At 71.9% G+C, this 25285-nt stretch carries 25 protein-coding genes; 7 read left to right on the top strand and 18 right to left on the bottom strand.

Annotation, left to right across the window (positions count from 1 at the left end):
* The first annotated feature begins 62 nt into the window (after positions 1 to 62).
* Positions 63 to 695 carry a TIGR03085 family metal-binding protein gene (locus ACWEF2_RS09660; protein WP_453813581.1) on the top strand — a complete coding sequence of 211 codons (633 nt, stop codon included), beginning with the start codon at positions 63 to 65 and terminating at the stop codon, positions 693 to 695.
* Between the two features lie 28 nt (positions 696 to 723).
* On the opposite strand, the gene ACWEF2_RS09655 is transcribed toward ACWEF2_RS09660, so the two are convergent.
* The 4 genes from ACWEF2_RS09655 to ACWEF2_RS09640 form a co-directional block, all read right to left on the bottom strand.
* Positions 724 to 1662 carry a GNAT family N-acetyltransferase gene (locus ACWEF2_RS09655; protein WP_453813579.1) on the bottom strand — a complete coding sequence of 313 codons (939 nt, stop codon included), beginning with the start codon at positions 1660 to 1662 and terminating at the stop codon, positions 724 to 726.
* Between the two features lies 1 nt (position 1663).
* Positions 1664 to 2572, bottom strand: a complete 909-nt coding sequence (locus ACWEF2_RS09650) for a DMT family transporter (RefSeq protein ID WP_453813577.1) — start codon at positions 2570 to 2572, stop codon at positions 1664 to 1666.
* Positions 2545 to 3600 carry a thiaminase II/PqqC family protein gene (locus tag ACWEF2_RS09645; RefSeq protein ID WP_453813575.1) on the bottom strand — a complete coding sequence of 352 codons (1056 nt, stop codon included), beginning with the start codon at positions 3598 to 3600 and terminating at the stop codon, positions 2545 to 2547. The genes ACWEF2_RS09650 and ACWEF2_RS09645 overlap by 28 nt, the downstream gene beginning before the upstream one ends.
* A gap of 65 nt (positions 3601 to 3665) precedes the next feature.
* Positions 3666 to 4685, bottom strand: coding sequence for a thiaminase II/PqqC family protein (locus ACWEF2_RS09640; protein ID WP_453813573.1), 1020 nt, complete (start codon positions 4683 to 4685; stop codon positions 3666 to 3668).
* Positions 4686 to 5419: 734 nt separating this feature from the next.
* On the opposite strand from ACWEF2_RS09640, the gene ACWEF2_RS09635 reads away from it, so the two are divergent.
* Both ACWEF2_RS09635 and ACWEF2_RS09630 read left to right on the top strand, forming a co-directional pair.
* Positions 5420 to 5581: a hypothetical protein gene (locus ACWEF2_RS09635; RefSeq protein WP_355590239.1), complete on the top strand. Its 162-nt coding sequence runs from the start codon at positions 5420 to 5422 to the stop codon at positions 5579 to 5581.
* Positions 5582 to 5719: 138 nt separating this feature from the next.
* The gene (locus ACWEF2_RS09630; protein WP_453813571.1) at positions 5720 to 7114 is read left to right on the top strand and encodes a glutamine synthetase family protein; all 1395 of its coding nucleotides are present in this window, start codon (positions 5720 to 5722) and stop codon (positions 7112 to 7114) included.
* Between the two features lie 60 nt (positions 7115 to 7174).
* On the opposite strand, the gene hisF is transcribed toward ACWEF2_RS09630, so the two are convergent.
* The 9 genes from hisF to hisD all read right to left on the bottom strand — a co-directional run bounded on the left by hisF (position 7175) and on the right by hisD (position 13431).
* Positions 7175 to 7945 (bottom strand): imidazole glycerol phosphate synthase subunit HisF, encoded by a 771-nt coding sequence (hisF, locus tag ACWEF2_RS09625; protein ID WP_453813569.1) that lies wholly within the window; start codon positions 7943 to 7945, stop codon positions 7175 to 7177.
* 58 nt (positions 7946 to 8003) lie between these two features.
* Positions 8004 to 8411: a RidA family protein gene (locus ACWEF2_RS09620; RefSeq protein WP_453813567.1), complete on the bottom strand. Its 408-nt coding sequence runs from the start codon at positions 8409 to 8411 to the stop codon at positions 8004 to 8006.
* A gap of 28 nt (positions 8412 to 8439) precedes the next feature.
* Entirely contained in the window at positions 8440 to 9162 is a 723-nt protein-coding gene (gene priA / locus ACWEF2_RS09615; protein ID WP_453813565.1) for a bifunctional 1-(5-phosphoribosyl)-5-((5-phosphoribosylamino)methylideneamino)imidazole-4-carboxamide isomerase/phosphoribosylanthranilate isomerase PriA, read from the bottom strand.
* Positions 9163 to 9166: 4 nt separating this feature from the next.
* Entirely contained in the window at positions 9167 to 9508 is a 342-nt protein-coding gene (locus tag ACWEF2_RS09610) for a hypothetical protein (protein ID WP_453813563.1), read from the bottom strand.
* A 124-nt stretch (positions 9509 to 9632) separates the two neighbouring features.
* On the bottom strand, positions 9633 to 10268 hold the full coding sequence (hisH, locus tag ACWEF2_RS09605; protein ID WP_453813802.1) for an imidazole glycerol phosphate synthase subunit HisH: 636 nt from the start codon (positions 10266 to 10268) through the stop codon (positions 9633 to 9635).
* The gene (locus ACWEF2_RS09600) at positions 10259 to 10414 is read right to left on the bottom strand and encodes a hypothetical protein (protein WP_453813562.1); all 156 of its coding nucleotides are present in this window, start codon (positions 10412 to 10414) and stop codon (positions 10259 to 10261) included. The genes hisH and ACWEF2_RS09600 overlap by 10 nt, the downstream gene beginning before the upstream one ends.
* Positions 10415 to 10439: 25 nt before the next feature.
* The gene (gene hisB, locus ACWEF2_RS09595; protein WP_453813560.1) at positions 10440 to 11060 is read right to left on the bottom strand and encodes an imidazoleglycerol-phosphate dehydratase HisB; all 621 of its coding nucleotides are present in this window, start codon (positions 11058 to 11060) and stop codon (positions 10440 to 10442) included.
* Positions 11057 to 12127: a histidinol-phosphate transaminase gene (locus ACWEF2_RS09590; protein WP_453813558.1), complete on the bottom strand. Its 1071-nt coding sequence runs from the start codon at positions 12125 to 12127 to the stop codon at positions 11057 to 11059. Before ACWEF2_RS09590 ends, hisB begins: the two co-directional genes overlap by 4 nt.
* On the bottom strand, positions 12124 to 13431 hold the full coding sequence (hisD, locus tag ACWEF2_RS09585) for a histidinol dehydrogenase (protein WP_453813556.1): 1308 nt from the start codon (positions 13429 to 13431) through the stop codon (positions 12124 to 12126). Before hisD ends, ACWEF2_RS09590 begins: the two co-directional genes overlap by 4 nt.
* A gap of 99 nt (positions 13432 to 13530) precedes the next feature.
* On the opposite strand from hisD, the gene ybaK reads away from it, so the two are divergent.
* Positions 13531 to 14031 carry a Cys-tRNA(Pro) deacylase gene (gene ybaK / locus ACWEF2_RS09580; protein ID WP_453813555.1) on the top strand — a complete coding sequence of 167 codons (501 nt, stop codon included), beginning with the start codon at positions 13531 to 13533 and terminating at the stop codon, positions 14029 to 14031.
* A 179-nt stretch (positions 14032 to 14210) separates the two neighbouring features.
* A complete protein-coding gene (locus ACWEF2_RS09575) occupies positions 14211 to 15602 on the top strand; it encodes an amidase (RefSeq protein WP_453813553.1) in 1392 nt (463 codons plus the stop codon).
* Between the two features lie 41 nt (positions 15603 to 15643).
* Here ACWEF2_RS09575 and ACWEF2_RS09570 read toward each other — a convergent pair whose 3' ends face one another.
* Positions 15644 to 16183, bottom strand: a complete 540-nt coding sequence (locus ACWEF2_RS09570; RefSeq protein WP_453813551.1) for a hypothetical protein — start codon at positions 16181 to 16183, stop codon at positions 15644 to 15646.
* 119 nt (positions 16184 to 16302) lie between these two features.
* Here ACWEF2_RS09570 and murA point away from each other — a divergent pair, with 119 nt between their 5' ends.
* Together murA and ACWEF2_RS09560 are read left to right on the top strand one after the other, a co-directional pair.
* Positions 16303 to 17619, top strand: a complete 1317-nt coding sequence (gene murA / locus ACWEF2_RS09565; protein ID WP_355590155.1) for a UDP-N-acetylglucosamine 1-carboxyvinyltransferase — start codon at positions 16303 to 16305, stop codon at positions 17617 to 17619.
* Between the two features lie 73 nt (positions 17620 to 17692).
* Positions 17693 to 19945, top strand: a complete 2253-nt coding sequence (locus ACWEF2_RS09560; protein ID WP_453813548.1) for a transglycosylase domain-containing protein — start codon at positions 17693 to 17695, stop codon at positions 19943 to 19945.
* 108 nt (positions 19946 to 20053) lie between these two features.
* On the opposite strand, the gene ACWEF2_RS09555 is transcribed toward ACWEF2_RS09560, so the two are convergent.
* The 4 genes from ACWEF2_RS09555 to ACWEF2_RS09540 form a co-directional block, all read right to left on the bottom strand.
* Entirely contained in the window at positions 20054 to 21391 is a 1338-nt protein-coding gene (locus ACWEF2_RS09555; protein ID WP_453813546.1) for a serine hydrolase domain-containing protein, read from the bottom strand.
* Between the two features lie 116 nt (positions 21392 to 21507).
* A complete protein-coding gene (locus ACWEF2_RS09550; RefSeq protein ID WP_453813544.1) occupies positions 21508 to 22587 on the bottom strand; it encodes a TolB family protein in 1080 nt (359 codons plus the stop codon).
* 124 nt (positions 22588 to 22711) lie between these two features.
* Positions 22712 to 23857, bottom strand: coding sequence for an MFS transporter (locus ACWEF2_RS09545; protein WP_453813542.1), 1146 nt, complete (start codon positions 23855 to 23857; stop codon positions 22712 to 22714).
* Positions 23858 to 23932: 75 nt separating this feature from the next.
* The gene (locus ACWEF2_RS09540) at positions 23933 to 24928 is read right to left on the bottom strand and encodes a metallophosphoesterase family protein (protein WP_453813540.1); all 996 of its coding nucleotides are present in this window, start codon (positions 24926 to 24928) and stop codon (positions 23933 to 23935) included.
* Positions 24929 to 25285 lie beyond the last annotated feature (357 nt).

Below are 25285 nucleotides of genomic sequence, written 5' to 3'. Positions count from 1 at the left end.
CGTCGGGGGAATAACACTTCCCGCCCCGATCGCGTGCTCAACGGTCTTGTTAGGATCACCAGATGACTCACGCCCGTGCCGAGCGCGCCGCCCTCGGCGACCTGTTCGCCCAGCTCGGGCCGGACGCCCCCACGCTCTGCGAGGGCTGGACCACCTTCGATCTCGCCGCCCACCTCGTGCTGCGCGAGGGCCGCCCCGACGCCGTCGGCGGCATCGCGCTCAAGCCGCTGGCCGGATACACCGCCTCGGTCCAGGAGTCGCTCAAGGCGAGGTACGGCTACCCGGGCCTGGTCGAGCTGGTCCGCTCCGGCCCCCGCGGGCTCTACGGCCTGATCCCCGGCCTGGACGAGGCCGTCAACACCATGGAGTTCTTCGTCCACCACGAGGACGTACGGCGGGCACAGCCGGGCTGGGAGCCGCGCGAGCTCCCCGCCGACCTGGAGAAGATCTTCTGGAGGCGGCTCCGCGGCGGTGGCCGCCTGCTGCTGCGCAGGTCACCGGTGGGCGTCCTGCTGCACCGCGCCGGTGACGGCGTCGCGCTCGGCGGCCCCAGGGGCGGGCCCAGGGTCGAGGTGGCCGGCCCGGCCGGCGAGCTGCTGCTGTTCTGCTTCGGCCGTCAGCGGCACGCCGAGGTCGACGTCACCGGCCGCGACGCGGCGGTGGCCAGGCTGATGGACGCGCCGCTGGGCGTCTGAGCCGCCCCGTCCGGGGCCGGGGGGCGGTTCAGGGGATCAGGCGGTGCCTGGTCCCGAAGACGAAGGGGAAGTCGCAGCGGCCCGGGTCGGCGGGACGGCGGCTGCGCACCTCCAGGCGGTAACCGGGGAACTCGTCCCAGCCCGCCGCGTCCCCCAGGTAGCCCAGCATCAGGACGAGGTCGTTCAGCCCGTCCAGGGAGAGCAGCAGGTCCGCCTCGTCCCGCCACGGGTTCATCCCGAACGGCTCCGCGGGAACGGGGACGAACCCCAGGCGCGCCTTGAAGGTGAACAGCCCCGGCTGCGGTATGTGCCCGTACAGGTTGGGGTCGTTGCCCAGCGTCACCTGACGGTAGCCCTTGCGCCGGGCCACCGCGACGGACTCGGCGTAGAGCGCGCGGGCCAGGCTGCGGTCGCGCCACACCGGGTCCACGGCGGAGAAGCGCAGTCTCACCGCGCCGGCCGGCGGGCTCTCCAGGCAGAGGCAGCCGCCCACCATGCCGTCCCCGTCGTAGAGGTAGACGGCGTAGTGGCGCTCCTCGGCGAGGAGTCCCTCCCGCAGCGAGGCGGCGAACCCCACACCGTGGGGCATGTTCGCCACCATGCGCTCGTACAGGACCAGGAACTCCTCCAGTGCGGCGGCGGTGAGCGGCTGCTCCACCACCTGCCGCAGCTCGCCCGCCGCGGCCTCCCGGGCGCGGCGGACGTCGTAGCGGGACCGTTTCGGCATCCGGGCCAGCCACTCTCCCTCCCCCGCGCACACGGGCGCGGTCCAGGTGATCCACGAGGGCTTGCGGACAAAACCGGCCCTGGCCAGGTCGATCCAGCTCGCGGCCGGTGGGTCCGGCACCCGCAGCACGTTGACCCCCGGCAGCGCCCGCCGGTCGCGGGAGAGATCTCCTGAGAGGGAGAGCGCCTCCTCCGCGGAGGCGACGGCGACCGAGAGTCCGAAGTCGTCGTACAGTCGCATGTCAGCGCACTTCCAGAGGTCGGGGCGCGGGGCGTCCGTCCCGCACGCGCTCCCAGGCGTACAGGGCCGCCAGCGCGGCGAGGATGAGCAGCGAGCCGAGCACCTCGTTCGGGCTGAGCCGTTCCCGCCTGGCCAGCGTTCCGGCCGCGACCGCGACCACCGGGATCAGGTAGAACGCCAGCGACGCCCGCACCGGGCCCACCCTGGCGATCAGCCAGTAGTTGACCAGGAAGGCGACCGCGGTCCCCGCACCCAGCAGCGCCAGGCAGACCACGATCGGCCACGTCGGGTGGACGGGCTGGACAAGCCGGCCGCCGCCCACCGGAATCATGATCGCCGAAGCGGCCAGGGCCTGGGCCGCGGCCAGGGAGAGCCTGCTGCCGGCGATCGTCCGGATCAGGCGCCCGGCGTAGCTGTAGCCGACCGCGTAGCACAGGGCGCCCGCCAGGCAGAGCAGCTGCCCGCCGAGCGGCGCCCGCGCCTGGTCTCCCCACGGGGCGAGGACCACGGCCAGCCCCGCGAAGCCGACGACGGCCGCGCCGATCTCAGCGACAGTGGGGCGCTCGCGCAGCAGCAGCCACGCCACCGGGACGGTCATCAGCGGGGTCAGCCCGGTGTAGACCCCGGCCAGCGCCCCGGTGACCTCCTGCTGCCCCCAGGCGAACAGCAGCCAGGGAACGGCCTGGCCGAGCAGCCCCATACCGGTCAGTTTCAGCCACACCATGCCGTCCCGGGGCAGCGGAGTACGGCGGGCACGGGCCAGGAGCAGCAGGGCGGCCCCGCCCGTCACCAGCCGGACGATCACGATCTGGACGGGGTCGACCCCCTCCAGCGCCTCCTCGACCAGCAGGAAGTTCGTGCCCCAGATGGAGGCGAGTGAGGCTATGCCAAGGATGTCAGCGGGGCGCACGTGAGAGCCTGACCTGCCTGTGTCGGATAGTCGTGGTGGCCGAAGTCGCGCAGGCCGCCGCCCGCGCCGTACCACGAGACGATCTCCGCGTCGAGACGGGCCCGCTGCTCGATCACGTCGGCCACCGCCTTGCCGCACTCGCGGACCGTCTCGGTGCTCAGGTAGGGAAGGCGGGCGAGCAGGTCGAGGGTGACCGCCTCGTGGGCCTCGTCCTCGTTCACGTCCGAGTGGCCGGCGATCGGCCCGACGAAGCCGTCCGGCAGGTCCAGTTCGGCGCAGCGGAGACGGAACAGCTCCAGGAACTCCGGCTCGGGCTCCTCCATCGGGAAAAGCGTGGAGATCAGCGCCAGCGGGAAGTTGTAGGCGTACACGCCCAGCGAGGCCATGATCGCCATGGTGGCCGGCAGCGGCTGGGCCCGCAGCAGCCGCTCGCGGGGGACGCCGGCCGCGAGCAGCGACCTCTCCATCATGCGGTCGTGGTTGCGCTCGGTCATGTAGAAGCGCATGAGCTCCTCCCAGACCGGCGGCCCCAGGTCGTCGCGGGCCAGCACCGGGGCGAGGGCGCGGGGGCACAGGTGGGTGACGTGCCAGTACTCGACCGCGTAGCCGATGAGCTGCTCACGGGTCGCGGTGCCGTCGGCGAGTGCCTGGACCAGGGGGCTGTGGACCTCCGCGCGCACCCGGTCGGCGTGCCGGCGCAGATAGGCGTAGGCGCCGATCCCGCTCATCCCGCCCGCCGCCGGCGCCTCGGCTTCGGCGATCATGCCCTGCTCGTCGAGCGCGGCGAGCATCTCGCCGTACTCCCGGGGACTGCCGGGGAACGTCTCACCCAGTTCGGCGGCGCTCAGCCCTCCCTCGGCCAGCTTCCCGACGAAGTCCAGGAACCGCTCGGCCCGGTCGGCGTCGAACTCGAACTCGACGAACCGGCGCCCGTCCAGATAGGTGAACTCGACGCCGCCGTCCGCGGTGGGGCCCGACCGCACGCCCGGACGGAGTGAGGGCCGCCGGAAGCCCGCGAAGTCGCTCATCGAAACTCCTTGAGTGTGGAGACCCCCGCCTTCAGGCGTGGGGAGGAGGTCAACGTGTCTCCCGCTCAGATCTCGGCGGTGCGCAGCAGCGGACGGCGGGGGTCGCCGTAGTGCTCCAGGATCCCGTTGTAGAAGGACGCGTACGCCTCCATGAACAGGTGCGCCTTGGCGTGCCAGCGCCGCTCGGTCTCCCGGTCGACACCGGGCACCCGGGCGAACAGCGCCCGGCTGACGGAGCCGTGACCGTGGCCGGCGTTGACCCGGGCGTGCGCGCGCATCGGCTCGACGAAGCCGGGCTCCAGCCCGATCCTGTCGCAGGCCGCCAGGAAGGAGTCGTAGGCGACGGGGCCGTCGAGGGCGTCCCCCGCGGGGTCGAGGCGGCCCTCCAGCACGCCGATCGTGGCCACGAAGAAGAGCGGATCGGTCCGCGCCCACCAGGACAGCATCTTGATCAGGGCGGTCGTGGTCGGCAGCGGGCGGGCGCGCAGCAGATCGTCGCGGGCGATGCCAAGGGGCTGGAAGGCCCGGAGCACGATGTCGTCGTGGCGGTGCTCCTCCTGGTAGAAGTCGTTGAGCATCACCCTGAGGTCGGCGCTCTCGGCGAGGGCGAGGACGGCGGAGTCGAACTCGCTCTCCCGGAACAGGAAGAACCAGTTCTCCAGCCCGAAGCCGAAGAAGACGTTGTGCGGCAGATCCTCCGGATGCTCCAGGATCCGCCGCCAGAACGGCCCGGCGAGGACCAGATCCTCCAGGAGCCGGTTGAGGACGTCCTCCAGGCGTGACAGGACCGCCTGTCCCGAGGAGGCGGCCGGGGCGGCGCCGTCGTCGACCAGCCCCCAGACCACCGCGGGCCCGACGACCTCGCGCACCGTCTCGCCGTCGAGACCGGTCTCGCGCTCCAGGTCCTCGACGGTCCTGCTGCCGTCGAGGAGCCTGAGCAGGCCGAGGAAATCGTCCCTGTTCATTCCCTCCGGAGCCTCGACCTCCAGGACTCCGCCGGAGGTGTGCAATTCGGTCTCGCCCTTATCCCCGATCCGCAGGGAGGCTCTGAGCCAGGGCTTTACCGGAAGAGGGTTCACAGACACCGTCGATTTCCTTTGACGTCGGAGGAGTGTCAGACAGGAGGAAGACCGGCACCGAGGGTGCCGGCCTTCTGACGATTCGTCACATCACAGGTGAACAGCCGAAAGGGCGGTCACCTTGGCACGACGCTTGATCCGCATGGAACACCTCCTCAACTCTCTGCGACCGCAAAGAAAGATGTCCCGCCGTACATACTGGTCGATTTACATATATACGGCGACCAATGTCAGACACTAAGCCGACCACATACCAGAGTCAACCCTCACGACATCTACCAATACGAACTCCTATTATCCTACAAATAATCGAGGATGTTACTCAAAGTGATTTCTTCTGCGGAAAGGGAAAGAACTCGCTGGTGCCGCGGACCTCGGCGGCGGCGGCACCGGCGTCACGGAGGCGCCGCCGGCCCGCGAGCGCCCGGCGGGGATCGGACGCCCACGGGCCGTCCGGGCGATCACCCGTTCGCCCGGGACCGAGACATCGGCACCGGTCTGCGCGATCCGGCCACCTCGCCCTAGCGCTACCGGTATATCTGGCAGTCGAGATTGGACACCGGGCCCGTCTCCACCGCACCATGGCGGGGGTGCCCCATGCCGATCCGGCGATCCGGCCATGGATCACCGCCGCACGACAGGTATGATCATCAAAATCCGGGAGCCACTCGGGCCGAAGATGCCAAAGATCCTTAAAATCCGGGTATATACGGCTGGGACTGGAACAGCAGGAGGCCCCCATGCAGGTCAAGAAGGTCGCCACCTACGTAGCGGTGGCGTTCGTGGCCTTTTATCTGTTCACCAAGCCCGCCGAGGCGGCGAGTGCGGTGAACGGTGTCTTCGCCGGGATCGTGAAGGGAGCAGACCAGCTGGCTCTGTTCTTCACACGCGTGCTGACCTGACCTCCGGTGGGGGCCGTCCCGCCCTTGATCTGTCTCCCTCGGCACCGCCCCCGCTCTCCGCGGGGGCGTGTCCCCCGTGGTGCCAGGTCATCGCGCGATGTGCTTCCGCTATCCCCTGGGCCGTGTTACGCAGAGAGCATGGCAGACCGTCACAGCGTCACCGGGGTTCATCCGCTCGACCCGGCGGAGCGGCGCGTTCTGGAACGCGTCGAGACCGAGGGCATCGAGCTGATCCGCTTCCTGTACGCCGACCACGGCGGCGTGATCCGCGGCAAGGCCGCCTCACGCTCCCGGCTGGCGGAGCGACTCGGCACCGGCATCGGGCACACCGTGGCGATGATGGCCATGAACATGCTCGACCAGCTCCAGGAGGTCGAGCGGCTCGGCCCCGTCGGCGAGGTCCGGCTCGTCCCCGACCCCACCACCTTCGTCGCCCTCCCCTACGCCCCGGGCGCGGCGGCCATGCTGTCGGATCTGCGCGAGCTCGACGGCTCCCCCTGGGCCGCGTGCCCGCGCGCCTTCCTGCGCGAGGCCGTCGCCGCCCTGGCGCAGGAGGGCCATGTCGCCGTCGCCGCCTACGAGCCCGAGTTCACCCTCGGCCACCGGACACCGGACCCCGGCGGGGGCCCGGACAGGCTGGCCCCCGCCGACGACAGCCCCTGCTACGCCACCTCCGGCTTCGACCAGGCCCACGACTACACGATGCGCCTGATCCGCGCCCTGCAGGCCCAGGGACTCCGGGTCGAGCACTACCACCCCGAGCTCGGCCACGGCCAGCAGGAGCTCTCCATCCGCCACGCCCCCGCCATGCGCGCCGCCGACAACCAGGTGATCTACCGGGAGACCGTGCGCGGCCTCGCGTTCCGCATGTCCATGTGGGCCTCCCTCGCCCCCAAGCCGATCGCCGACCAGGCCGGCAACGGCGCGCATCTGCACCTGTCCCTCTGGGACCCCGAGCTCCGGACCAACGCGTTCGGCGACTCCTCCGACCGTTACGGTCTGTCCCCCCTCGCCTACCGCTTCATCGGCGGTCTCATCGAGCACCTCCCGGCGCTCACCGCGCTGACCTGCGGCTCGGTGAACAGCTTCCGGCGGCTGACCCCCAGGATGTGGTCGAGCGCCTACGCCTGCTACGGCATGGACAACCGGGAGGCCGCGGTACGGATCTGCTCCCCCCTGGGCGGGGACGCCGAGGCGTCGGCCAACCTGGAGATCAAGCCCTCCGACTCCTCGGCCAACCCCTACCTCTCGCTCGGCGCCGTCATCCACGCCGGCCTGGACGGCATCCGCCGGGGGCTCGACCCCGGCGAGGCGGTCGGCGTCGATCCGGCCACGCTGCCCAAGGGCAGCGTTCCCCGCCTGCCGCGCTCCCTGGACGAGGCCCTGGACGCCCTGGAGGCCGACGACGTCCTGATGGACGCCCTCGGCCCGCTCCGCGGCCCCGCCTACCTGGCCGTCAAACGCTCAGAGGCCCGCGCCTTCGCCACGCAGGACGCCGCCTACGAGCTCTTCCACCACTTCCGGGTCTTCTGAAGGCCCGCTTCGGCGACGACGGCACATCCCGGTCCCCTCGCCGCACCATGGCCGACGGTGTCAGCGGACGGGGTGGCCCGCCTGGCGGAGGGTCTCCTTCACCTCACCGATCTTGAGCTGGCCGAAGTGGAACACCGACGCGGCCAGGACCGCGTCGGCTCCCGCCTCGACGGCCGGCGGGAAGTCCTCCAGGGCGCCGGCACCGCCGCTGGCGATCACGGGGATCGACACGACCCGCCGTACCGCGCGGATCATCTCCAGGTCGTAGCCGTGGCGGGTGCCGTCGCCATCCATGGAGTTGAGCAGGATCTCCCCGGCGCCGAGCTCCTCTCCGCGCCGGGCCCACTCGACCGCGTCGATGCCGGTTCCCCGCCGGCCGCCGTGTGTGGTCACCTCGAAGCCCGACGGGGTCGGCGGGCCGTCGACGACCCGGCGGGCGTCCACCGACAGCACGACGCACTGCGCGCCGTACCGCCGCGACACCTCGGTGAGCAGCTCGGGGCGGACGATCGCCGCGGTGTTCAGGCCGACCTTGTCCGCTCCCGCGCGCAGCAACCTGTTCACGTCCTCGACCGAGCGCACCCCCCCGCCGACGGTGAGCGGGATGAAGACCTGCTCGGCCGTCCGGCGGACCATGTCGTACGTCGTGGACCGGTCGGAGCTGGAGGCCGTGATGTCGAGGAACGTCAGCTCGTCGGCCCCCTCGGCGTCATAGCGGCGGGCCAGCTCGACCGGGTCTCCGGCGTCGCGGAGGTTCTCGAAGTTGACGCCCTTGACCACCCGCCCGGCGTCCACGTCCAGGCAGGGGATCACTCGTACCGCGACAGTCATCTGCAACTCCTCGTTCCCGGCCGCGCACACGGCCCCGCGTCCCACCCCGTCCGCCGCCTCATCCGCGGTACGCCTCGACCTCGGCCTCGACCAGCATGCGCGGATCGATCAGACCCGCCACCCGGACTCCCGTGCAGGCGGGGCGGACCTCACCGAACAGTTCGGCGTGCGCGCGGCCTACCTCGTCGTAGTGCCGGTCGTCGACCACGAAGTAACGGACCCGCACCACGTCACTACGGGACAGGCCCGCCGTCTCGATGGCGTCCAGCGCGACGCCGAAGGCGGTCAGCGACTGCCGGTAGGCGTCGCCGACGTACTGGACCTCGCCGTCGACGGTGGCGGTGCAGCCCGAGACGATCACCCACGGGCCGGCCACCACCGCACGGGCATAACGGTACCGTTCCTCCCAGATGCCACCGCTGAACACCCGGGTGCCCGAGCGGTGAGGTGGCGCGTTCCCTCTCACGTGACGTCCCCCTCCCGCGTCACGCGTCCTACGAGCTCACCGCGGCCAGGGCGTCCTCAAGGGTGAACGCCTGGGCGTAGAGGGCCTTCCCCACGATCGCCCCCTCGACGCCGATCGGCACCAGCGACGCCAGGGCCCGCAGATCGTCCAGGGAGGAGACCCCTCCGCTGGCCACCACCGGCTTGGCCGTACGGGCGCAGACCTCGCGCAGCAGGTCGAGGTTGGGGCCGCGCAGGGTGCCGTCCTTGGTGACGTCGGTGACGACGTAGCGGGGGCAGCCGTCGGCCTCAAGACGCTCCAGCACCTCCCACAGGTCGCCCCCCTCCCGGGTCCAGCCCCGGGCGGCCAGGGTGGTGCCCCGGACGTCCAGGCCGATCGCGATCCTGTCGCCGTACTCAGTGATGATCTTGGAGCACCAGGCGGGGTTCTCCAGCGCCGCGGTGCCGATGTTGACCCGGCGGCAGCCGGTGGCCAGCGCCGTCTCCAGGGAGGCGTCGTCGCGGATACCTCCGGACATCTCGACCTTGACGTCGAGCGCGTCCACCACGGAGGCGAGCAGCTCGCGGTTGGAGCCCCGGCCGAAGGCGGCGTCGAGGTCGACCAGGTGGATCCACTCGGCGCCGGCCTCCTGCCAGGCGAGCGCCGCGGAGAGGGGGTCGCCGTAGGAGGTCTCGGTGCCTGCCGCCCCCTGGACCAGGCGGACCGCCTGGCCGTCGGCGACGTCCACGGCGGGCAGCAACTCTAGCGACATCTGATCAAGACCTCCGGTCGAAGACAAGGGTGATAAAAAGCGGTACAAAAAGCACCGAAAGCACGAACAGGCCGAACCGTGCGGTCCACGAGGACCACAGCAGCCAGCCGATCACCTGAACGATGAGAAACAGGACCGCCACCAGGCCGTTCTGCGCCCTGCGGCGGCGGGCCGCCACCCCGCCCTGGACGGCGATCCGGACCGGCCTGCCGGGCAGGAGCGCGACGACCCGGCCGACGCGCTCGCGCCGCCGGGCCAGCCTGGCCTCCCGCTCGGCGCGCAGGGCCGCCCGGCGGGCCTGCTCGGCCTCCCGCACCGCCCTGCGCCTGGCCCGCTCCCTGCTCACCGAGGGCTCACACCGCGGTGACCCACCTGACGGAAGCCCACACGACGACGGCTCACCTGACGACGGCCCACCTGGGGGTGACCCGTGTGCCGGTGACTCGTCCGGCGGCTCACATGGGTGCGGCTCATTTGACGGTGGCGAGCCAGTTGGCGAGCAGCTGGGCCCCGGCGTCACCCGACTTCTCCGGGTGGAACTGGGTGGCCGTGAGCGGGCCGTTCTCCACCGCAGCGACGAACGGGACGCCGTGCTCGGACCAGGTGACCAGGGGGTCGGTGAACCCCGGGCCCGCCTGGAGCCGCCAGGTCCGCACACCGTACGAGTGGACGAAGTAGAAGCGCGTGCCGGGATCGAACCCGGCGAACAGCACGCTGTCCCCGGGCGCCCTGACCGTGTTCCACCCCATGTGCGGCAGGACGGGCGCGTCGAGCCGCTCGACCGTGCCCGGCCACTCCCCGCACCCGGAGGTCGTGACGCCGTGCTCGACACCCGTCTCGAAGAGGATCTGCATGCCGACGCAGATGCCGAGGACCGGCCTCCCCGCCGACAGGCGCCGGTCGATGATCCGGTCACCGCGTACGGCGCGCAGCCCCTCCATGCAGGCGGCGAACGCCCCGACCCCCGGGACGACGAGGCCGTCGGCCTCCATCGCCTCCGTGTAGTCGGAGGTCACCGTGACCTCGGCGCCGACCCTGGCCAGGGCCCGCTCCGCCGAGCGGAGGTTGCCCGACCCGTAGTCCAGAACCGTTACCCTCACCACCAGAGCACCGCCGCGGTAGTCGCCATGGCCGCGAGCACGCCGAGCAGCAGCGCCCCCGTCTTGAGCCCCTGCTTGAGAAAGGAGACGACCCCGCCGACGAGGAACATGGCCACGAAGGCCATCGCGACGGCCTGCCAGTTGTCGCTCACGCCTCCTCCGCCTCCGGCCGGCCGCTCACAGGACGCCCTTGGTGCTCGGCACCCCGGTGGCCCGGGGGTCGAGCTCCGACGCCTCGCGCAGCGCCCTGGCCAGGGCCTTGAACTGCGCCTCGACGATGTGGTGGGCGTTACGGCCGTAGGGCACGTGGACGTGCAGGCAGATCGCGGCCTGGGCGACGAACGACTCCAGGATGTGCCTGGTCATCGTGGTGTCGTACTCCGGGCCGATCATCGGGGCCATGCCTCCGGGCTCGGTGTGCACGAGGTACGGCCGGCCGGACAGATCGACCGTGACCTGGGCGAGGGACTCGTCCAGCGGGCAGGACGCGCTACCGAACCGCCGGATCCCCGACTTGTCGCCCAGAGCCTCGCGGAACGCGGCCCCCAGGGCGAGCGAGGTGTCCTCGATCGTGTGGTGCGAGTCGATGTGCAGGTCGCCCTCGGTCTTCACGGTCAGGTCGAACAGGCCGTGCTTGCCGAGCTGGTTCAGCATGTGGTCGAAGAACCCGACACCGGTCGACACGTCGACGTATCCGGTGCCGTCGAGGTCGACCTCGACCAGCACCGAGGTCTCCTTGGTCGCGCGCTCCACCCTGCCGAGGCGCTTCGCCGGCTCGGTTCCGGCAAGACTGCTCACAGCGTTCCCTCCAGGGCGGCGCGGAAGGCCGCCATCTCCTCCGTCGTTCCGACGGACACTCGCAGCCACCCGGGCGGGCCCACCTCGCGGATCAGCACCCCGCGGTCGAGCATGCCCTCCCAGATCGCGTGCCTGTCCGGGAAACGGCCGAACAACACGAAGTTGGCGTCCGAGTCCGCGACCTCCAGCCCCCTGCCCCGCAGCCACTCCACCGTCGCGTCCCGCTCGGCCCGCAGCGCCTCGACGGTGCCGAGCAGCTCGGCCCGGTGGGCGAGCGCCGTCCGCGCCGCCGTCTGGGTGAGCGTCGACAGGTGGTAGGGCAGGCGGACCAGGAGCAGGGCCTCGATCACCGCCGGGTGGGCGGCGAGGTAGCCGAGCCGGGTGCCCGCCATGGCGAACGCCTTGGACATGGTCCGCGTGACGATGAGCCGGGGACTGCCCGGCAGCAGGGTCAGCGCGGACGGCGTGCCGGTCCGGGCGAACTCGAAGTACGCCTCGTCCACCACGACCATGCCGGGCGCGGCCTCGACGATCCGGGCGATCACCTCCGGCGCGAGCGCGGTGCCGGTCGGGTTGTTGGGCGAGGTCAGGAAGACGACGTCGGGCCGGTGCTCCTCGATCAGCGCGACGGCCTTGCCCGGGTCGATCCCGAAGTCCTCCTCGCGCGCCCCGGGGATCCACTCGGTCGAGGCGCCGGTGGTGATGATCGGGTGCATCGAGTAGGAGGGCTCGAAGCCGAGCGCGCTGCGGCCGGGGCCGCCGAACGCCTGCAGGATCTGCTGGATCACCTCGTTGGAGCCGTTGGCCGCCCAGACCTGTTCCACGCCCAGGCCGTGGCCGAGGTAGGCGGCCAGATCCCGGCGGAGGGCGACGGCGTCACGGTCGGGGTAGCGGTTGAGCTCGGCCGCGCCGCGCCGTACGGCCTCGGCCAGGTCGGCGACCAGGGCCGCGGAGGGCCCGTAGGGGTTCTCGTTGGTGTTGAGCCGCACCGGGACGTCGATCTGGGGGGCGCCGTAGGGCGACCGTCCCCGCAGGTCGTCCCGGATCGGCAGGTCCTCAAGCCTCATGAGGGGATCCCCCAGTCGAACCTGGCGCGGATCGCCGCGCCGTGCGCGGGCAGGTCCTCGGCGTCGGCGAGCACGCACACGTGCGCGGCGGCGCCGGCCAGGGCCTCCCGGCTGTAGTCGACGACGTGGATGCCGCGCAGGAAGGTCTGCACCGACAGGCCGGAGGAGTGGCAGGCGCAGCCTCCGGTGGGCAGCACGTGGTTGGATCCGGCGAGGTAGTCGCCGAGCGAGACCGGCGCGTAGGTGCCGACGAAGATCGCGCCGGCGTTGCGGACCCGGGCGGCGAGCGCGGGCGCGTCGGCGGTGTGGATCTCCAGGTGCTCGGCGGCGTAGGCGTCGACGACGCGCAGCCCGGCCTCCATGTCGTCGACCAGCAGGATGCCCGACTGGCGGCCGGCCAGAGCCTCGGTGACGCGCCCGGCGTGCTTGGTCTCGGCCACCTGCCCGGGCAGCTCGCGCTCGACGGCGTCGGCCAGCTCGGCGGAGTCGGTGACGAGCACGGCGGCGGCGATCGTGTCGTGCTCGGCCTGGCTGATCAGGTCGGCGGCCACGTGCACGGGGTCGGCCGTCGCGTCGGCGAGGATGGCGATCTCGGTGGGCCCGGCCTCGGAGTCGATGCCGATCCGGCCCTTGAGCAGCCGTTTGGCGGCGGTGACCCAGATGTTGCCCGGACCGGTGACCATGGTGACCGGCGGGCACTCCTCGGTGCCGTAGGCGAACATCGCCACCGCCTGGGCGCCGCCGACGGCGTAGACCTCGTCCACGCCGAGCAGCGCGCACGCGGCCAGGATGGCCGGGTGCGGCAGCCCGCCGAACTCCTTCTGGGCCGGTGAGGTGACGGCGAGGGAGGGGACCCCGGCCTCCTGGGCGGGGACGACGTTCATGACCACGCTGGAGGGGTAGACCGCCCGACCGCCGGGGACGTAGAGGCCCACGCGCTCGACGGGGACCCAGCGCTCGGTGACGGTGCCGCCGGGCACCACCCGGGTGGTGACGTCGGTGCGCCGCTGGTCGCGGTGGACGAGCCGGGCGCGGCGGATCGACTCCTCCAGGGCGGCGCGGACCCTCGGGTCCAGCTCCCGCAGCGCCCCGGTGATCGCCTCCACGGGCACCCGGGTGGACTCCAGTTCGACACCGTCGAACCTTGCGGTCAGCTCTCGCACGGCTCGTGCGCCACGATGCCGCACGTCCTCGCAGATCAGCCGCACCTTCTCCAGGGCGGCCTCAACGTCGAGCTCGGCACGGGGCAGCACGTCGCGCAGGTCCTTCGGCAGGACCCCGCGCAGGTCGGTACGGGAAATCACCTGTCCAGTCTACGGAGGCCCGGCAACCGCTATCGTTCCGTCCGCCATCCGGACACCATCTTTACATTGTAGATTTTGATTGGGCACTACAATTCCCCCGTGAGCAAGAGCAGGAACAGGGGAGACCGGAAAACCCCGGCGGCGGTGGCGCTGGCCCAGGCCGGAGCGCATTTCACCCTCCACCCCTACGAGCACGACGCGACCGCCCAGGCCTACGGCGAGGAGGCGGCCGACGCGCTCGGCGTGCCGTACGAGCGGATCTTCAAGACGCTGGTGGCCGAGGTGGACGGCGAGCTGGCCGTCGCGGTGGTGCCGGTGGCCGGCAGGCTGGACCTCAAAGCCCTGGCCTCGGCGCTCGGGGGCAAGCGGGCCTCGATGGCCGACGCGGCCAAGGTGGAGCGGGTCACCGGCTACGTGGTGGGCGGGATCAGCCCGCTGGGGCAGCGCAGACGACTGCCGACCGTCGTCGACGCCTCGGCCCTGGACTTCGAGACGGTCTACTTCTCCGCGGGACGCCGGGGGCTGCAGATCGAGACGGCCCCGGCGGAGCTGGTACGGCTGGCGGGGGCGGTCACCGCCCCCATCGGCAAGGCGGGGTAGCCCCCGCCGCCCCACCGCCCGGCCGCGGCACCGCGTCACCGACCGGCCGCCCCGCCACCGCCCCGCCGTTCCGCCGTTCCGCCGACGGTCCCACGGGAAATCCTGTCGAAGGTTGCCGAGGCGCCGGGGGTGCTCTTCGGTGAGACTCGGCCCAGGCCGTAACCGATCGGGGGAAGCAGATGTTCTACCTGACAGCCACCGAGATGGTGGAACTGCTGCGCACCCGGCAGATCGGCGCGGTCGAGCTGCTCCGGGCGCACCTGAACCGGATCGAGGAGGTGAACCCGCGCGTCAACGCGATCGTCACCCTGGTGGCCGAACGCGCGCTCCGCCAGGCGGCGGAGGCCGACCGGGATCTGGCTCGGGGGCGCCCCCGCGGGCCGCTCCACGGGCTGCCGGTCGCGCACAAGGACCTCACCGACACCGCGGGGATCCGCACCACCTACGGCTCGCCGCTCTTCGCCGGCCACGTCCCCGGCAGCGACTCCCCCATCGTGCGGCGGATGCGCGAGGCCGGGGCGATCACGATCGGCAAGACCAACACCCCGGAGTTCGGCACCGGCTCCCACACGGTGAACGAGCTTTTCGGCGCCACCCGCAACCCCTACGACCTGTCGAGGTCGGCGGGCGGCAGCAGCGGCGGGGCCGCCGCCGCGCTGGCGACCGGGATGGTGCCCCTGGCCGACGGCTCCGACATGGGCGGCTCGCTGCGCAACCCGGCCTCCTTCTGCAACGTGGTCGGGCTGCGCCCGACGCCGGGGCGGGTGCCCTCGCCCTCGCCGGCGGCCGCGTGGTTCACCCTCGGCGTACCGGGGCCGATGGCCCGCACCGTGGCGGACCTGGCGCTGCTGATGAGCGTGGTCTCCGGATTCGACGCCGCCTCCCCCCTGTCGATCGCCGAGAGCGGCGCGGCCTTCGCCGAGCCGCTGGAGACGGACCTGACGGGGCTGCGCGTGGCGTGGAGCCCCGACCTGGGCGGGCTGCCGGTGGACGTGGAGACGGCGAAGGTCACCGCGGACGCCCCGGCGGTGCTCGCCCGGCTGGGCGCCCGGGTGGAGCGGGTGGAGGTGGACCTGTCGGACGCCGAGGACGCCTTCCGGATCTACCGGGCGTGGTACTACGCGCTGTCCTACGGCGACCTGCCCCGTGAACGGCTGGGCCCCAACGTGCGCTGGAACGTCGAGCAGGGCCTCGGCGTGACGGGGGCGGACCTGGCCAGGGCCGAGCGGCTCCGCAGCGGCCTCTACCTGCGGATGCGCGACTTCTTCGCCGCCTACGACTTCCTGGTGGCGCCGGTCAGTCAGGTGCCGCCGTTCCCGGTGGAGGCGCCGTACGTCTCGGAGATCAACGGGGAGGCGCTGCCCGACTACCTGGCGTGGATGCGCTCCGCCTACTGGATCAGCGTGCTGCACGCCCCTGCGGCCTCGGTGCCGTGCGGGTTCACCCCCGGCGGGCTCCCGGTGGGCGTGCAGATCGTCGGACGCCCCTTCGCCGACCTGGAGGTGCTGCGGCTGGCCCACGCCTTCGAGCGGGCCACCGGCCACGGCACGCGCAGGCCGCCCTGCCGCTGACCCCGCCACCGATGGCACCGGCGTCGCGAGGGGCGGGGACCCTACCGGCGGCTGATGTCGTAGTCGGACAGCGGCCCGTAGGGGTCCCGCCCGCCGAACGGGCGGCGGAGCGGCGAGTCACGGTAGCCCGCGACGCCCTCCAGGACGAAGAACAGGCCGACGGCCAGCGTCGGCCAGGCGTACAGCACCCCGCGCGCGGTCAGGTCGAGCGGCCCCGGCACCACCGACACCGCCGGTCCCGAGGCGGCGACGGTCGTCGCGCCGAGGTTGACGGCCCGGCCCACCAGCAGCGCGAGGTATCCGCCGAGCAGGCCGCCCCCGGCCAGGCCGAGGACCGCGGCGAGCGGGCGCCCCCGGCGCGACAGGCTGTAGCCGACGGCGCCGCACGCCAGCCCGAGGACGCCGGTGACCACGGCGAACCAGCCGTCCGCCGCGATGAGCGCCTGAGTGGAGGGGTCGGCCAGGGTCGGCCCCTGACCGGTCACCACGTACGGCGGGCGCGGCGCGAGATACGACCACAGGACACCGGCGGCCACTCCGAGAAGGCCCAGCACCAGCACGGTGACTGTGAAATCGCGCACATGCCGCAATGTGTGCCCCCCTACCCGCTGTACTTATGTCTGTACTGATGTGCCCGATGTTACCGATCCCCCGGCCCGTGGTCCCCGGGACGTGAGACGAATCCCGTTACGCTGTCGGAGTGAACGAAGAGGTATGGCTGATCGAGCCCTCCGGGCCGCTCCGCGGCGACGTCGAGGTCCGCGGGTCCAAGAACGGCGTCTCCAAGCACATGGTCGCCGCGATGCTGGGCATCGGGGAGAGCACGATCCACAACGCCCCCGACGTGGGTGAGGTCGAGATCACCGCGCAGATGCTGCGGGCGCTCGGCATCGACGTGGAGATCACCCCTCGCGAGATCAGGGTCGCCCAGGGGGCGCAGATCAACCCACACGTACCCGCGGCGTTCACCGGCCTCAACCGGATCCCCATCCTGATGCTGGGCCCGCTGCTGCACCTGGCGGGCGAGGCGTTCGTCCCGCTGGTCGGCGGCGACCCGATCGGGCGCCGCCCCGTCGACTTCCACGTCGAGGCGCTGCGCGCGATGGGCGCGGAGGTCGAGGTGAGCGACACCGGCGTCTACGCCAGGGCCAAGCGACTGCGCGGGACCCGGATCGAGCTGCCCTATCCGAGCGTGGGCGCGACCGAGACGATCCTGATGTCGGCGGTGCTGGCCGAGGGCAAGACCGTGCTCAAGGGGGCGGCCATGGAGCCGGAGGTGGTGGAGCTCGCCCTGTTCCTGCAGCGGATGGGCGCGCGCATCGAGCTCAGCCCGGACCGGCGCATCGTGATCGAGGGGGTGGAGCGGCTGCGCGGCGCCTCCACCTGGCTCAACGGCGACCGGATCGAGGCGTTCTCCTACCTGGCGGCCGGCCTGATCACCGGCGGTGAGGTCCGCGTGCACGGGTGCCCGCAGGACCGCCTGGTCACCGCGATCACCACCCTGGCCCGGATGGGCGCCGAGATGGACATCACCGACGACTACGTGTCGGCGTCGGCGCCGGACGGCCTGCGGGCCGCGGCGGTGCAGACCGACACGCACCCGGGGTTCATGACCGACTGGCAGACGCCGCTGATGGTCCTGTTCACACAGGCCCAGGGCATGTCGGTGCTGCACGAGACCGTGTTCGAGAACCGGCTGGTCTACGTGCCCGCGCTGCAGAAGATGGGGTGCGAGATCGAGGTCTTCGACGTGTGCCTCGGCGGCCCGGCCTGCCGCTACCACGACACCAACGCCAAGCACTCGGCGGTCGTGCGGGGGGTGTCGAAGCTGCGCGGCGCCGACGTGACCCTGCCCGACATCCGGGCCGGCTTCTCCGCGGTCCTCGCCGCCGCGGCGGCGGAGGGCACCTCCACGCTGCGCGGGGTGCACCACATCGAGCGGGGCTATCACCGCCCGTTCGAGCAGTTCGCCTCCCTGGGCCTGCGGGTCAGCAGGGAAGTGGTCCAGGAAGGGTAAAGACTGACGGCCGGGTGTTTGTCCTTGGTCATCCGACCGCACGTTACTATCCGTGACAGAGCGATCATCTGAGGTGAGGCGCGGGGCCGGTGCGTGCCTGCGAGGGCTGGCGTTCTGCGGGGTGCTCGGCGGGCTGCTGATGGGAGCCGTGGCCCTGCCGGTGGTCGGCGGGGCCGGGATCACCACCAACGGGGTCGCGCGCACCTTCATCGACCTGCCGCCCAGCCCGCGCGAGGACCCGCTCCCCGAGCGCACGGTGCTCCTGGACAAGAACGGCAGGCAGTTCGCCCAGTTCTACACGGAGAACCGGAAGATCGTGAGGCTCGACCAGGTCGCCCCGGTCATGCGCCAGGCGATCGTGGCGATCGAGGACTCCCGGTTCTACGAGCACGCGGGCCTGGACATCAAGGGGACACTGCGGGCGCTGGTGACCAACACCCAGGCCGGCGGGGTACGGCAGGGCGGATCCTCGCTCACCCAGCAGCTCGTGAAGAACATCCTGATCGAGAACGCCGAGACCGACGCCGAGCGGGCCAGGGCCCGTGAACCGAGCATCAGGCGCAAGATCAACGAGCTGCGGTACGCGCTGGCGATGGAGAACAAGTACTCCAAGGCCGAGATCCTGGAACGCTATCTCAACATCGCCTACTTCGGCGCGGGGGCGTTCGGGGTCGAGGCCGCGGCCCAGCGGTTCTTCTCCGTCCCGGCGTCGAGGCTGTCGCTGCGGCAGGCCGCGACGCTGGCCGGCGCGGTGCGCACGCCGTACTCGACGGACCCCTCGCTGGGCCGGCAGCGCCGCCAGCGCCTGCGGGAGCGCCGGGACATCGTCCTGGACCGGATGGCCCAGGTGGGGAACATTCCCCAGGCCCAGGCCGAGGCCACCAAGCGCAAGCCGCTGGACATCCGCCTGAAGCCGGAACCCGGCGGCTGCGGCGGGAGCCCCTACTCCTACTTCTGCCTCTACGTCCACCGGGAACTGCTGAACAACCCGGTGTTCGGTCACAGCCGCGCCGAGCGGGAGCGCCGCCTGGCCAGGGGCGGCATCGTGCTGCGGACCACCCTGGCCCCGAACGTCCAGCGGGCCGCGCAGCGGGCCATCTCCTCCCGGGTGTCCCCGGAGGACACCGAGGTCGCGGCAGAGGCGATGGTCGAACCGGGAACCGGGCGGATCAGGGCGATGGCCGCGAGCAAGAGATACGGCCGCAACTCCGGCAACGTCAGGAACGGCCCCAGCACCACCTACAACCTGCCGGCCGACGTGGCCCACGGCGGCGGCATGGGTTTCCAGGCCGGGTCCACGTTCAAGGTGTTCACCCTGGCCACCGCGCTGGGCCAGGGCTGGCGGTTCGACGACGGCTTCATGACGCCGGGCCGGTTCGTGCCCGCCGGCGGCTACCGCGACTGCCGGGGGCGCCGGGTGAACGACCCCAACGCGGAGATCTTCAACGCCAGCGGCGAGGGGAGCGGTGGCCCGCAGAGCATCTCCACCGGCACCTGGAAGTCGGTGAACATCTTCTACATGATGCTGGAGCGGCGGGTCGGCCTCTGCCAGGTGATCAAGACCGCCAAGGCGCTCGGCGTGGCCCGCGCGGACGGCACGCCGCTGCGCGAGGTCCCGACCTTCACCCTCGGGGTCAACGAGATGGACCCGGTGACGGTGGCGGCGGCGTTCGCCGCGTTCGGCGCGCGCGGTCGCTACTGCCGCCCGATGGCCATCCTCGACATGGTCGAGCGGGACGGCACCCGCACCACCGTGCCGCCGAGCTGCGGGCAGGCGATCGATCGTGGCGTGGCCGACGCGGTGAACCACATCCTGTCCGGGGTGTTCACCAAGGGCACCATGACGGGCCAGAGCATCGGCCGCGACGCGGGGGGTAAGACCGGCACCAACAACGGCTACACCTCGGCGTGGTTCGCCGGCTACACCCCCGACATGGCCGCCGCGGTCAGCCTGGGCGACATCCGGGGCTCCTACCGCCACCCGCTGCGCGACGTGACGATCGGCGGCGAGTACTACGGTCAGGTCCAGGGCGCCTCCCTGCCCGGCCCCATCTGGGTGTCGTCGATGTCCGCCGCGCTGCGGAACGTCGCCCCGTCCTCCTTCCGTCACCCGGACATGAGCCGATTCGGCGGCGGCTACACCCCGGGGCTGGACAAGCTCCTGGAGGCCGAGCGCCGCGCCGGTGAGCGGCGCGGTGACGAACCCCGGAGCGGCGCCCCCCGGGCGGACGAGCCCGCGGGGACGCACGCCCGCGGCGGGGGCCACGGCTACCGAGGCTGGAAGGCGAAGTGGAGACGCTGGAAGGCGCACCACCGCCGGCGCTGAACCGGCGGACGGGCACCGCCCCGGCCTCCCCGAGCCGTCCGTGGAGGCGAACAGGCGCTGAACCGGCGGCGCCTCCGGCCGCCCGGAGCCGGAGGCGGCCCCGGGCGGTTACCTCTTGACGAGGGTCTGCTGGGTCGGGAAGGGCCGGAAGGGGTGGCCGCCCTTCGAGAGCGTCGCGCCGGGCCCGCACAGGGCCTGGAAAATGTGGGTTCCGAGCGCGTCGTCGATCGGGTGCGGCTGGAGCACGCCGTTCGCGTCGAACCGCTGGTACTTCATCAGGTTGATCCCGAGGGAGATCTGGCGGCGGCCGTCCGGGGCGGACAGCGAGATCGTGCCCGTGCCCCACACGGCCCCGTCGTGGCCCCAGAATCGGCCGCAGGGCAGGTCCTCGGCGTAGATGCCGAGGCCGTAGTTCACCATCACGTTGCCCTGCCCGTCGGTGACCGGCACCGTGGTCTGCATCTGCGCGAGCTGCGCGGGCTTCAGGAGCCTGCCGCCCAGCAGCTCCCGGTAGAACCGGTCGAGGTCGCCGGTGGTCGAGACGATCGCGCCGGCCATGCCCGCCCACGACATGTTGTAGACGCTGTAGTCGCGCGGCGGATCGATGAGCCCGTAGAACGACTCGTAGGCCTTGGAGTGCGGTCCGGGGATGATCGGCGTGGTGGGGAAGGACGTGTCGCGCAGCCCGGCCCTGCGGATCACCTGCCGGGTGATGTACGACTCGGCCGGGGTGCCGGTCACCTTCTCCAGCAGCAGCCCGGCGATTATGTAGTTGGTGTTGGAGTAGGACCAGTGCTGTCCGGGCTCGCCCGTGGACGGGGCCGCCAGGCCGAACCCCACCAGTTCCTCGGGGCGGAGGGCGCGGAAACGGTTGTCGTCCAGGCTCTCGGTGGTCCCGCGGAGCAGGGAGGGGAAGGCCCCGCCGATGTAGTCGGCGATGCCGCTGGTGTGGTTGAGCAGCATCCGCACCGTGATCTTCTGGCCGCGCTCGGCGGGGATCAGGTCCGGCAGGTAACGGGCGACGGGCGCGTCGAGCTCGATCAGCCCCCGCTCGACCTGCTGGAGGATGGCCACCGCGACGAAGGTCTTGGTGACGCTGCCGACCCGGTGGAGCATCCCGGAGTGGACCGGCCGGCCGGTGCGCACGTCGGCGACCCCGGCCGCCCCGTCCCAGGACGCGTCGCCGTCCCGCACGCTGGAGTAGACGCCGTACATGCCGGCCCGCCGGATCTCCGCGAGGGTGCGCCGGAGCGCCTGACGGTCGATCCCGGCCGGCACCGCCCGCCCGGCCCCCGACGGCGCCGATCCGGCTCCGAGCTCCGCCGCCGGTCCGGGGCCGGTCACCGCGGCCGGCGCGGCCGGCGCGACGGCCCAGGTCATGAGCACCGCGCTCATGCCGAGTCCGACGATCGTGAGCCCCCGGTTGGAACGTCGTACGAAGGTCATCGCCCGCTATCTCCTCGCATCGGAAACACGACACCGCGATCATCGCAATTGGCCGGGGTGCCCGCCTCCCCTTCGGGGATGATCCGATGTTCCTTCACGAGAAGTACGACTAAGGTCTACGGGACGACGACCGGGGACGCGGCCCCCCTCACCAGCGGGGCCGGGGTGCCGGAACCGTCCGCGGGGACCGACCAGACATCCGAGCCTTTGGCGTACATCACGGTCCGTCCATCGAGCCAGGCCGCCTGGTCGTCGACGCTCGCGGTCTCGGCCAGCGGCGTCTCCCGCATGGTGGACAGGTCCAGAAGATGGAGCCGCCACATGCGACGCGGGTCGGCGGAGACCCGTTTCTTGAACACCAGCCGGGTGCCGTCGGGCGAGAGCGACGGGCACTCGACGTTCTCCCTGAGCGTCCGCGCCCGCCACTCGCGGTAGTCGCCCTCGACGAGGTACGTGCCGCCGCGGGTGGCCACGGTCGCGTAGAACCTGTTGTCGTCGGCGGCGAAGGTGACGCCCCAGTAGTTCACGTCGGGCGCGTGGTGGCGGCGGCCGTTCAGGGTCAGCGGGATGTCCTCGATGTTGGTGACCGCGTAGCCGGTGCGGGTGTCGAGGATCCCGGTCCAGGTGGAGAAGCCCCCCTGGCTGTAGGAGTCGCCGGTGACGAAGACGGTCCACGAGACCATGCGGCCGCTCGGCGACACCCTCGCCCGGTTCGGGATCCCGGCCAGCTTGATCCGGCGGGTCTCCCGCATGGAGCGGTCGAGGATCACCGCGTCCGTGGTGGCCGGTACGCCCGGGTTGGCGACCAGGCAGATCGAGGTGCCGCCCGCCGTGGAGAACCGGTCGCAGACCGGCCCTACGAGCGAGGGAAGGGCTGTGGAGACGGCCGGGGGAACGGCCGGAGAAGCCGCGGGGACGGCTGAGGAAGCGGTCGGGAGAACCGGCGACGCGGTCGGGAGAACCGGCGACGCGGTCGTGGGAACGGCCGGAGAGGAGGCCCTGGTCTCCCCCAGGGGCACCCCGGCGACCCGGCCGCCGGTCGTCAGGAACATCAGCTGCCCCGGACGGAGCGGCCCGGCCGCCGCCGAGGCCGGGCGGGCCTCACGACGTGCGGCCCAGGAGGCGTAGCCGGCCGCCGCGCCGCCCAGCAGGACGAGGGCGGAGAGCAGCACCGCCAGACGCCGGGCCGGGGTCATGACGGCCTCCCTCCGACGGCTCGGACACCGGCCGCGGGGACTGCGGAGGGGACGCGGGACGCGCGGGACACGGGACGCACGCGGAGTACGGGGTGCGCGGGAAGTACGGGAAACGGGACGGAGGTCACGCGTGTCTCCTCATCACGGACCGGGCGCCGAGCACGCAGACCGCGAGCCCGGCCGCCATGACGGCCAGCCCCTGGGTACTCCCCCACAGCGTCCAGACCGCGCCGAACAGGACGGAGGACAGCGTCCGGGCCGACGCCTGGCCGGTCTGGAGCAGGGCCAGGCCACTGGTGCGCAGGTGGGCGGGGAGCATCGGCCCGGCCACGGCCATCAGCACGCCGTCGGTGGCGGCGTAGAAGACCCCGTGCAGGGCCAGCACGGCGACCGGCCACCCCGGCCCGAGCAGTACGAGGTAGGCGGCGATCAGGGCGACGTGCCCGGCCAGGAAGACCGGAAGCCGGCCCAGCCGGTCGGCGAGCCGTCCGGCGGGTACGGCGAGCAGCAGGTAGACGGCGGCCGTGCCGATCGGCAGGAGCGGAAAGTACGCGGCGTCGATCCCGCCGCGCCTCTGCAGCAGCAGGTAGACGAACGCGTCACCGACGGTGACCAGGCCGAGGGCCACGGCCACCGCGCACACCCGCCGGAAGGCGGCGTCGCGGAGCAGCCCGAGCGCGGCGCGCGGCGAGGTGGCCGAGCGCGGGCCGGGCAGCGGTGTGGACCGGTCGCGGACGTACATGACCAGCAGCAGCACGCCGAGCGCGGCCACGCAGAAGCCTGCCACGAACACCGCGTCGTACGCCCCGCCGGTGCCCGTCAGGATGGCGAACGCCGCCAGCGGGCCGAGCAGCGCGCCGACGGTGTCCATCGCGCGGTGCGCGCCGAACGCCTGCCCGAGCCGGTCGGGCGGGACGCTCAGCGAGATCAGCGCGTCCCGTGGAGCCGTGCGCAGCCCCTTGCCGGCCCGGTCGACGGCGATCACCGCGCCCAGCGCCACGACGGAGCCGCCCGCCGCCAGCAGGGCCGGCTTGCAGAGCGCCGACAGCCCGTAGCCGATCCCCGCGACGAGCTTGCGCCGCTGCCACCGGTCGGCGAGGTTTCCCCCGGTGAGGCGGACCAGCGCGGTCACGCCGAAGGAGAGCCCGTCGAGCAGGCCGAACTGCAGCGGGCTGAGCCCGAGGAAGAGCGTCAGATAGAGCGGGAGCACGGCCGTGACCATCTCCGAGGAGACGTCGGTGACCAGGCTGACCGCGCCGAGCGCGAGCACGTTCCGGGGAACCGCCCAGGAGAGCCGGGACCGCGGACGTACTCCGTCCGCGGTCCGGCTTGCCGAGATGTACATCTAGTGGCAGGCGTAGGTGGGGCCGGTGTCCTTGACCGAGCCGTCGGTCCCGATCAGCTGCCAGGAGAAGGCGGCGGGGGCGAGGTTCAGCTTGAGCACGCCGTAGGTGTTCGCCAGCCGCTTCTGGCTGTTGGGCTGGACGTTCTGGATCCGGTACGGCGAGGCGCCGCCCATGCCGCCGAGGATCTCCACCATGCCGTTGGGGTCGGCCTTGGCGTCGGGGTTCTGCGGGGCGAACCGCTCGTAGTGGTGGTCGTGCCCGTTGAGCACCAGATCGGCCCGGGCGTCGTAGAGGATCTTCCAGACCGGCCTGCTCACCGGGGCGTTGCCGTGCTCGCCCGAGCTGAACAGCGGGTGGTGCCAGTAGGCGGCGACGCACCCCCTGGTGTTGGCGGCCAGGTCGGCCTTGAGCCAGTTGATCTGGGCCGGCTGGTTGAAGTTGTTGGAGTCGAGGGCGATGAAGTGCCAGTTGCCCCGGTCGTAGCTGTAGTAGGTCTTGCCCTGCGGGGTGGCGAGGGAGCCGAAGTAGCCCTTGTATCCGGCGTAGGCGCCCGCCGGGTCGTAGGTCTCGTGGTTGCCGGGGACCGGGCGGGTCTTGCTCTTGAACGCGCCCCAGGTCTTGTCGTAGTACTTCTGGTAGTCCGACAGCCGGCCGTCGCTGTACTGGTTGTCGCCCATGGTGAGGACGTACTCGGGGTTCATCGCCCGAACCTGCGCGGCGGTCTTGGGGTGGACGCACGAGCTGGAGCTCGCGGTGCACCGCTCGGCGATGTCGCCGGCCGCCGCGACCACGAAGGTGCCGCCGGGGGGCACGGTGGGGGTCGTCGTCGGCATCGGGGCGGGTGTGAAGGGGTAGGTCGGCATGCCCTGCGAGAGCAGGGTTTCGGCGGCTTCGGCGGGACCGACGGTGACCAGGCCGCTCGCGAGGAGGGCGGTGATCGTCACGGCGGCGGACAGGAGCCGGCGGGAAACGGAGTAAGGCTTCGTTGAGGTCACGAGCTTGTCTCCTGAAGGGGGGAAAGAGACGAGGGTCACGGCGTCGCCTGCGACGTCGTGCGAGCTACGGCCGGGGCGGCGCATCTCTCACTGAGCACCTCACGTCCCGTCGTGGACGCCGCGCCGAACCGCACACGGCATAGTGGCAAGCGATTCCGCGGAATGTCAATGAAAGTTAGTAAAGTTTCCTAACTTGCATATTTTCGTATCCGAAAAGTTCACCCGGCGGGCACAATATCCCATCGGAGACCTCCTCTTCCGGCTATCGGCCAGAGCCGCGATCCGGCCCCGCTCCGGCCCCCGTCCGACTCCGATCCGGCGGCGGGGGCGGCCCGGTGAGTTCGCGACCGCACCGGC

Source organism: Streptosporangium sp. NPDC004631, assembly GCF_053601935.1.
This window is presented reverse-complemented; position numbering and strand designations above follow the sequence as displayed.

Coding starts and splice junctions, on each gene's coding strand:
- ACWEF2_RS09660 (WP_453813581.1), top strand. CDS start 63: ATGACTCACGCCCGTGCCGAGCGCGCCGCCCTCGGCGACCTGTTCGCC.
- priA (WP_453813565.1), bottom strand. CDS start 9,162: ATGTCGCTAGAGTTGCTGCCCGCCGTGGACGTCGCCGACGGCCAGGCG.
- ACWEF2_RS09550 (WP_453813544.1), bottom strand. CDS start 22,587: ATGACCCCGGCCCGGCGTCTGGCGGTGCTGCTCTCCGCCCTCGTCCTG.
- ACWEF2_RS09555 (WP_453813546.1), bottom strand. CDS start 21,391: ATGACCTTCGTACGACGTTCCAACCGGGGGCTCACGATCGTCGGACTC.
- hisF (WP_453813569.1), bottom strand. CDS start 7,945: ATGACTGTCGCGGTACGAGTGATCCCCTGCCTGGACGTGGACGCCGGG.
- ACWEF2_RS09630 (WP_453813571.1), top strand. CDS start 5,720: ATGGCAGACCGTCACAGCGTCACCGGGGTTCATCCGCTCGACCCGGCG.
- ACWEF2_RS09590 (WP_453813558.1), bottom strand. CDS start 12,127: ATGAGGCTTGAGGACCTGCCGATCCGGGACGACCTGCGGGGACGGTCG.
- ACWEF2_RS09575 (WP_453813553.1), top strand. CDS start 14,211: ATGTTCTACCTGACAGCCACCGAGATGGTGGAACTGCTGCGCACCCGG.
- ACWEF2_RS09645 (WP_453813575.1), bottom strand. CDS start 3,600: ATGAGCGACTTCGCGGGCTTCCGGCGGCCCTCACTCCGTCCGGGCGTG.
- ACWEF2_RS09635 (WP_355590239.1), top strand. CDS start 5,420: ATGCAGGTCAAGAAGGTCGCCACCTACGTAGCGGTGGCGTTCGTGGCC.
- ACWEF2_RS09655 (WP_453813579.1), bottom strand. CDS start 1,662: ATGCGACTGTACGACGACTTCGGACTCTCGGTCGCCGTCGCCTCCGCG.